The following is an 8,036-nucleotide window of genomic DNA, read 5'->3' as shown; positions in this document are numbered from 1 at the left end:
CTGTTCAACCGGATTCTATATAATATAATACCAAATTTAGCAGGTTCGAGGTATATGCGCCATGCGATACAAATATTAACGATCAAGTCTTTTTTCGGCGTGGATATTGCCCATTAGGAGTATACCTCACTGATATGAAATACGCTGTAGAAATAGTTACAGTAAAAAAGGGAGTGGGGAGTAGAGAATATCCTCAAATTTAATTTTCCTGTATCGCTTTGTCGCATTAGCGCAATTCGGGAGCATATCAACTGACTTGAAGACAAGGTTCAATTGTTGCTAATACTGACTGAGATAAACTAGGTAAGTCATAACCTCCTTCTAAACCAAATAATATTTTGTGGGTTATTTGTAAACAATATTCTGTAAATAATCCATAGTCTTTTGGTTGTAGAGAAATACCTGCTAATGGGTCGTCGTGGTTGGCATCGTAACCAGCACTAACAATCAATAAATCTGGTTGAAAGTTAGCTAAAAAGGGTACGACTTTTTGCTCGAAAGTTGGTTGATAAATAGCCATTGTACTACCTGGTGACATGGGTAAATTTAGTACGTTATTGTAGGAACCATGTTCATCAGCATATCCTGTTCCTGGATAACAGGGAGATTGATGCAAAGAACAGTAGGCTATATTTTCATTAGTTTCTACAATTTCCTGGGTGCCATTACCATGATGTACATCCCAGTCGAGAATGGCAACTTTGTTAATGTCTGCTTTTTCTAGGGCGTAATGAGCGGCGATCGCTGCATTGGAAAATAAGCAAAATCCCATACCCCGTCTACTTTCAGCATGATGCCCGGGGGGTCTTGCCAAGACAAATGCTGGTTTCCCATTTCCCAAGACTAAATCAACCCCATCTAACCAAGCACTTACTGCTAACAATGCTATATCATAACTTTTAGCAGAAACTGGTGTATCCCCGTCTAGATAANGGGCGTAATGAGCGGCGATCGCTGCATTGGAAAATAAGCAAAATCCCATACCCCGTCTACTTTCAGCATGATGCCCGGGGGGTCTTGCCAAGACAAATGCTGGTTTCCCATTTCCCAAGACTAAATCAACCCCATCTAACCAAGCACTTACTGCTAACAATGCTATATCATAACTTTTAGCAGAAACTGGTGTATCCCCGTCTAGATAACCGCCACCAGTATTAGCTATTTCTGCTACTGCTTGAATATGACTAGGAGAATGAACTTTTTCTAGTAGTGTCATCAATGATGGAGCGCGGTTTTCTACAGGAGTAGGTGACTGCCATTGGAGTTGGCCATTGTCAGGAAAAGTATTGAGAGCTGTCACAATTGCAGTTAAACGTTCTGGTCGCTCTGGGTGTAGCATACCAGTTTTGTGTTCGAGAAATTCATCGGAATAAATAACAGAAACCATATTACAAATATCAATATTATAGGTTTTCCAACTGACTAAAACTTAAAAAAAGCTGTCAGCTTTCAGGAGTCAGCATTTAGCAAGATTATTTTTTTGAGCTTGGGTTAAAAAGCTGATAGCTAGTTAATTAAAATTATACCAATATTTTAACTTTTCATTCAACTAAAAATATCTCTCTATTTTCCATTTATTTTAGCAAAATATTCAGACAAAACGTGCTATAATTTTAGATATAAACAGCATATTTTTTTAATCATACCAAAGTTAATCGGATTTTATCCGATTTTTGGTGATTTGTTGTTAGTTAACTAGCTATCAGCTATTAGCTATCAGCTATCAGCTTTTATAGCTCTGGGTTAAAATCCCAGACTTCTATAAGCTGGATTTGAGGAGGAGTTTAAATCTCCTTTCCTGACGGAATTCTCCGAAACGAGAGTGTCTCAAAAAAACTCTGCTGATTGCTGAGTGCTGAACGCTGACTGCTTCCTTTAATTCTAAATTTAATGGAGTTTTTCATTATATGACTACTGCTGAGTCACGAATTGTACCAACCGATCTGCGGAATGAAATGTCCCAATCATACCTAGAATATGCCATGAGCGTTATTGTAGGTCGGGCATTGCCAGACGCTAAAGATGGTCTCAAACCCGTGCATCGTCGTATACTTTATGCTATGCACGAATTAGGTTTAACTCCAGACCGCCCTTTCCGAAAATGCGCTCGTGTTGTGGGGGAGGTTCTGGGTAAGTACCACCCCCACGGCGATACGGCAGTTTACGATGCTTTGGTACGCATGGCTCAAGATTTCTCAATGCGATCGCCACTGATCCACGGTCACGGTAACTTTGGTTCTGTAGACAATGACCCCCCTGCTGCGATGCGTTACACGGAATGTCGTCTGCAACTGCTGACGAGCGATGCTATGCTACGGGATATTGATGCAGAAACAGTAGATTTTGCTGATAACTTTGATGGTTCTCAACAAGAACCTTTGGTTCTCCCTTCTCGTGTTCCCCAACTATTCCTTAATGGTTCCTCTGGAATTGCAGTGGGAATGGCAACTAATATTCCTCCCCATAATTTGGGAGAATTGATTGATGGTTTGGTTGCACTAATTCATAACTCAGAAATAACTGAAAACGAATTAATGCACTATATTCCCGGACCTGATTTTCCTACAGGCGCTCAAATTTTAGGTAAATCTGGTATTCGGGATGCTTACACCCTCGGTCGCGGTTCCATCACAATGCGGGGTGTCGCTAACATAGAAACCATTGAACATCGCGGTCGTCCTGACAAGGAAGCTATTATTGTCACCGAGTTACCATACCAAACTAACAAAGCAGCATTAATTGAAAAAATTGCCGAACTGGTTAATGACAAAAAAATTGATGGTATTTCTGATATTCGAGATGAGAGCGATCGTAACGGAATGCGCATTGTTATAGAACTTAAACGAGATGCTTATCCGAGAGTTGTACTTAATAACCTCTACAAACAAACTCCCCTACAAGCAAATTTCGGAGCTAATATTTTAGGACTGGTAAATTCCGAACCTCAGTTATTAACTCTGAAAAAATATCTGGAAGTTTTCCTAGAGTTTCGGGTTGAAACTATTACTAGAAGAACAGAATATGAACTAAGAAAAGCTGAAGAAAGAGACCATTTATTACAGGGTTTACTAATTGCTTTAGATAATTTAGATGAAATTATCCAATTAATTCGTAGTGCTGCTGATACTCCTACTGCCAAACAAGAATTAATGGAAAATTATGGTTTATCTGAAGTTCAATCCGATGCAATTTTACAAATGCAGTTAAGAAGATTAACGGCATTAGAAGCTCAAAAAATTGAAAAAGAACATGAAGAATTACTATTAAAAATTGCTGACTTACAAGATATATTAGCTAAACGGGAACGGATTTTAGAAATTATCGAAAATGAAGCTTTAGAAATTAAAGAACGTCATGCAACTCCGAGACGAACTGTCATTGAATTAGCAGAAGGAGAACTAGATGATACAGATTTAATTGCTAATGAAAAAGCAATTATTTTATTAACAGAACAAGGCTATATTAAAAGGATGCCGATTAATTCTTTTGAGGCTCAAAGTCGAGCAACTAGAGGTAAAGCTGGCACTAAAATGAAAGAAGATGATGTAGTCGAACATTTTCTCAGTTGTTATGACCATGACAGTATTTTATTCTTTAGTCAAAGGGGTGTGGTTTACTGTCTAAATGCTTATCAAATTCCTATTGGTTCTCGTGTCGCGCGGGGAGTACCAATAGTGCAAATGTTACCAATTCCTAGAGATGAAAAAGTTACTTCTATTGTACCTGTTTCGGAATTTACTGATGAGGAATATTTAGTCATGTTGACTAAGGGTGGATATATAAAGAAAACAGCTTTATCCGCATTTGCTAATATTCGTTCTAATGGATTAATCGCTATTTCTTTGTCAGAAGGAGATAGTTTAAGATGGGTAAGAAGAGCTAGAGTTGAAGATAGTGTAATTATTGGTTCTAGTTCTGGCATGGCAATTCACTTCAGAACAGATGATAAACAATTGCGTCCTTTAGGTCGAAATACTAGAGGGGTAAAATCTATGAAACTTATCAAAGGTGATGAGTTAATTAGTATGGATATTTTACCGAGTTCAGTAGTTGAAATAATTGCCGATATAGATGAAGATAATTTGGAATTAGAAGAGGAAGAATTGGAAATAGAAACTGAGGAAATGGAAGAGGGAGAAACTGATGAAACTTCTGGTGGTAATGATATGGGACCTTGGGTATTAGTAATTACTACAAATGGTTATGGAAAGAGAGTGCCAGTTTCTCAATTTACTTTACAAAACCGAGGTGGAAAAGGTCGTATTGCTACTAAGTTTAAACAGAAGAAAAAGAAACAAGACCAAGTAGCTGCTTTACGAGTAGTAAATGAGGCAGAAGAATTGATGATAATTACTGGAAAAGGAATTATTATTCGTCAAGCAATAGATGCTATTTCTATTCAATCTCGTAGTGCTACAGGGGTGAGGGTACAAAGACTTGATGATGCGGATGCTATAGCAGAAGTTGCTTTAGTTCCGGCAACGGAAAATGAAGAAACAACAGAAATAGAAGAAGAAGAAATAATGGAAATAGAAGGAGAAGAAACAGAGGAAGATATGGAAGAAGAATAAATATTTCTTTGTAGTTGCGCTTTAGTGCTTAGAGACATCTTTTGTACTAAAACAAAACTACTACCTTGAAATATTTGTTTGTAGTTGCGCTTTAGCGCTTAGGCACATCTTTATGTGCTAAAGCAAAACTACTAGCTTAACTAGAAAATCAGGTCTAGTCTTTTAAAGAGAATAAAAAAAGAAAATTCAGTATTTAAAGCATCCCTATTGGAGGAGATACCGTTAACTATTAACTGATATATAAATCATAAATTATTTGCGAGACAACTGTAGGGGTTTGGTTTCCAAATCCTATTTATATTTTGGTTTGGAAACCAAGCATCCACGATAAAATATTACAACATAAACGCGGATTATTCTAATTAATTTATGGAATTTCATTCGTCCTTATTCTTAGTGCAAGAAACTGATATTTATCAGATAAAAATGTTAAATGAACCAGAAATTTAGCGACGCTTACAAGACTTACAAAATTGGCAAATAAAAGATAATCAATTATCCTACACTCATCAATTTCAAAACTTTGTTGAAGCCATAAATTTTGTCAATTGTTTAGTCACGCCAGCAGAAACAGCAAATCATCATCCAGATATTGCTATTTCCTACAATAAAGTGATGATAAATTTGACAACCTATGATGTAGGTGGATTAACCTAATTATACTTTGAGTTAGCAACAACTATTTCTCAGTTAATTAAAACTTGGAAATCAGACAAAAAATGTAAATATTAGAAGGAAGAAGGAAGAAGGAAGAGGAAGAAAGTTAATTAATTATAACAGCTAATATCAGGTTGCATTAATTAACCACAATACAAAAAGATATTATAGATAATTTAGTCATCTTTAGATGACTAAAGATAGCTGATTTATTATGGCTAATTAGTGATACTTGATATAAGATATGACTCCTGAATGATTACAAATAGCGAGGAAGATACATCTTCTGTAAAATATTTTAATCACAAGAAAATTTCAGTATTTTGTNAAGATAGCTGATTTATTATGGCTAATTAGTGATACTTGATATAAGATATGACTCCTGAATGATTACAAATAGCGAGGAAGATACATCTTCTGTAAAATATTTTAATCACAAGAAAATTTCAGTATTTTGTCTGCTTCTTCCTTCCTTCTTCCTTCTTCCTTCTTCTTGCTTCCTTGAAAAAAGGTGAGCTAATCTGCTTTGAAAGTAACTTCAATTTTTTTCTCAATTTTTAAATTATACCTCTTCTTTCAAAAAGAATAAATTAATAACTGAAAGCTAATAAATAACTGTTGAATAATTACTTTTCGGACATGTTTTATTTAAAAGTGGNGCTTTGAAAGTAACTTCAATTTTTTTCTCAATTTTTAAATTATACCTCTTCTTTCAAAAAGAATAAATTAATAACTGAAAGCTAATAAATAACTGTTGAATAATTACAAATATTGAGCAATATACATCTTCTGTAAAGTAAAGAAATTTAAGTTTCCTTCCTACTTCTTACTTCTTAGATAAAATCCGGTACTATCGGTTCAAAAAGCATAGAAACCGGGTTTGTTTTAAATGCTCCAGCATATTAACATCTACCTCCCACAAACCCGGTTTCTTGTTACTCTGATTTATCGGGAACCGTAGCAAGCGGATTTTATATTACTTCTTACTTAATAACTGAAATGACCTATTTATTTATAACATTTATTAGTGGCATTTTAATGGGAATGACCACAGCACCAATAGGTGCATGGTTTCTTGGATGGGTAGCTTTAGCTCCTCTCTGGATATTAGTAATTCAACAAGAAAAACCCCTAGACAGATTTTTATTAGGTTTAATTTGGGGAATAGGTTATCATGGTTTTGCCTTGTTTTGGATAACCGGAATTCATCCGATGACTTGGTTAGGAATTCCTTGGTTAGCTAGTCTAGCGATCGCTCTATTTTGTTGGATTTTTATCACCCTTTGGGGAGCAATTTTAGTTGCTATTTGGGCAATTTTATTTGGATTTTTAACCCGTCTATCTTTCTCAGATAAAATATTCTCATTTGCCAGAATTTTATTAGGTATAACTTTATGGTGTTGTTTAGAGAAAATCTGGAGTTTAGGAAACCTTTGGTGGACGTCTTTAGCTTTTACTCAGAGCAACCATAATTTAGTAATTTTGCACCTTAGTCAATTATCCGGACCAATTACAATTACAGCAGCTATTGTCACAGTAAATGCTTTATTTGGGGAAGCTTTTATTAAAGCAAAATTACAGCAAAATCTAGAAAATTTACAACAAATTAAATTTTGGCAAAAACGAAATAATTCAGATCAATTTAACCTATTTATCAATTCTTCCTTCTTCCTTCTTCCTTCTTACTTCTTCCTTCCCATAATAACTTTAATATTTTTCCACATCATAGGGTTTAATCTATATAATACTCCTTTAAATCCAGAACCACAAGCAGCTTTAAAAGTTGGAATTATTCAAGGAAATATTCCCAATGAAATTAAGCTTAATTCCACAGGTTGGTATCGTGCTTTAGAAGGTTACACTCAAGGATATAAAAAATTAGCAGACCAAAAAGTTGATGCTGTCTTAACTCCAGAAACAGCTTTACCTTTTTTGTGGATGAATCAAAATAATCGTAGATTTAGTTCCTTTTATCAAGCAATTTTAGAGAAAGGAGTAGTAGCTTGGGTAGGAGGTTATGGCAAACAAGAGAATAATCTGACAAATAGCTTATTTACTATTGATAGTAGAGGTGAAATATTCAGCCGTTATGACAAAATTAAATTAGTACCTCTAGGAGAATATATTCCCTTTAATGAAGTGTTAGGCAAACTGATAGATAGACTCTCGCCTTTAGATGCTCATTTAGTACCTGGAAAAACCAACCAAATATTTGATACACCCTTTGGCAAAGCCATAGTTGGAATTTGTTATGATTCAGCTTTTTCGGAAGTATTTCAAAGACAAACATTAGCAGGGGGAGAATTTATTTTAACTGCTGCTAATAACGCTCATTATAGTTCTATAATGCCAGCTCAACATCATGCTCAAGATGTAATGCGGGCAATAGAAAATGATAGATGGACAGTACGAGCAACTAATACAGGTTATTCTGGAATTGTAGACCCCCACGGCAGAACAATTTGGCTATCTGGAATTAATACTTATGAGACTTATACAACCACAATTTATCGACGAAAGACTCAGACTTTATATGTAAAATTAGGTGATTGGTTAACACCAGTATTACTTGTAGGAGGTGTCTTAACAAAAATAATTTTAGATGGTTTTAGGGGGTAGAGAATATGGAAAGTAGGATAGGGGAAAAAAACAAAAATATTTCCCAAAAAATGAGGTTCAAAGCCTGCCCTTTTAAGGGAATGAAAAAAATATTTAACTCAGTATTTCAAGCCTCCGAATAAAGTAGGAGGTTCACTGATAACTGTTTAGCGTTCCGCACAACTTTCCTATCGGAATGCTACGCAAACG

Annotated in this window: 2 protein-coding genes and 3 pseudogenes; 3 read left to right on the top strand and 2 right to left on the bottom strand. The window is 35.4% G+C overall.

Translation table 11 applies throughout. The features are described 5' to 3' along the window. Window positions 1–247: 247 nt before the first annotated feature. Together AFK68_RS20220 and AFK68_RS45835 are read right to left on the bottom strand one after the other, a co-directional pair. Window positions 248–932 (bottom strand): annotated as a pseudogene (locus AFK68_RS20220) (histone deacetylase); the annotation flags it as partial. Between the two features lies 1 nt (window position 933). Then, window positions 934–1,339 (bottom strand): annotated as a pseudogene (locus AFK68_RS45835) (histone deacetylase); the annotation flags it as partial. A 568-nt stretch (window positions 1,340–1,907) separates the two neighbouring features. Between AFK68_RS45835 and gyrA the strand changes: the two are divergent. The 3 genes and pseudogenes from gyrA (at window position 1,908) to lnt (ending at window position 7,847) form a co-directional block, all read left to right on the top strand. Beyond that, window positions 1,908–4,571, top strand: coding sequence for a DNA topoisomerase (ATP-hydrolyzing) subunit A (gene gyrA, locus AFK68_RS20210; RefSeq protein WP_094674546.1), 2,664 nt, complete (start codon window positions 1,908–1,910; stop codon window positions 4,569–4,571). A 453-nt stretch (window positions 4,572–5,024) separates the two neighbouring features. After that, window positions 5,025–5,228, top strand: a pseudogene (locus AFK68_RS20205) (4a-hydroxytetrahydrobiopterin dehydratase); the annotation flags it as partial. A gap of 999 nt (window positions 5,229–6,227) precedes the next feature. After that, window positions 6,228–7,847 carry an apolipoprotein N-acyltransferase gene (gene lnt / locus AFK68_RS20200; RefSeq protein ID WP_094674544.1) on the top strand — a complete coding sequence of 540 codons (1,620 nt, stop codon included), beginning with the start codon at window positions 6,228–6,230 and terminating at the stop codon, window positions 7,845–7,847. The last annotated feature ends 189 nt before the right edge of the window (window positions 7,848–8,036 follow it).

It is taken from the genome of Hydrocoleum sp. CS-953, assembly GCF_002260545.1.
Classification (GTDB): Bacteria; Cyanobacteriota; Cyanobacteriia; order Cyanobacteriales; family Microcoleaceae; genus Trichodesmium.
Note: the sequence above shows the minus strand (reverse complement) of the source record. Positions and strands in the feature narration are given on the sequence as shown.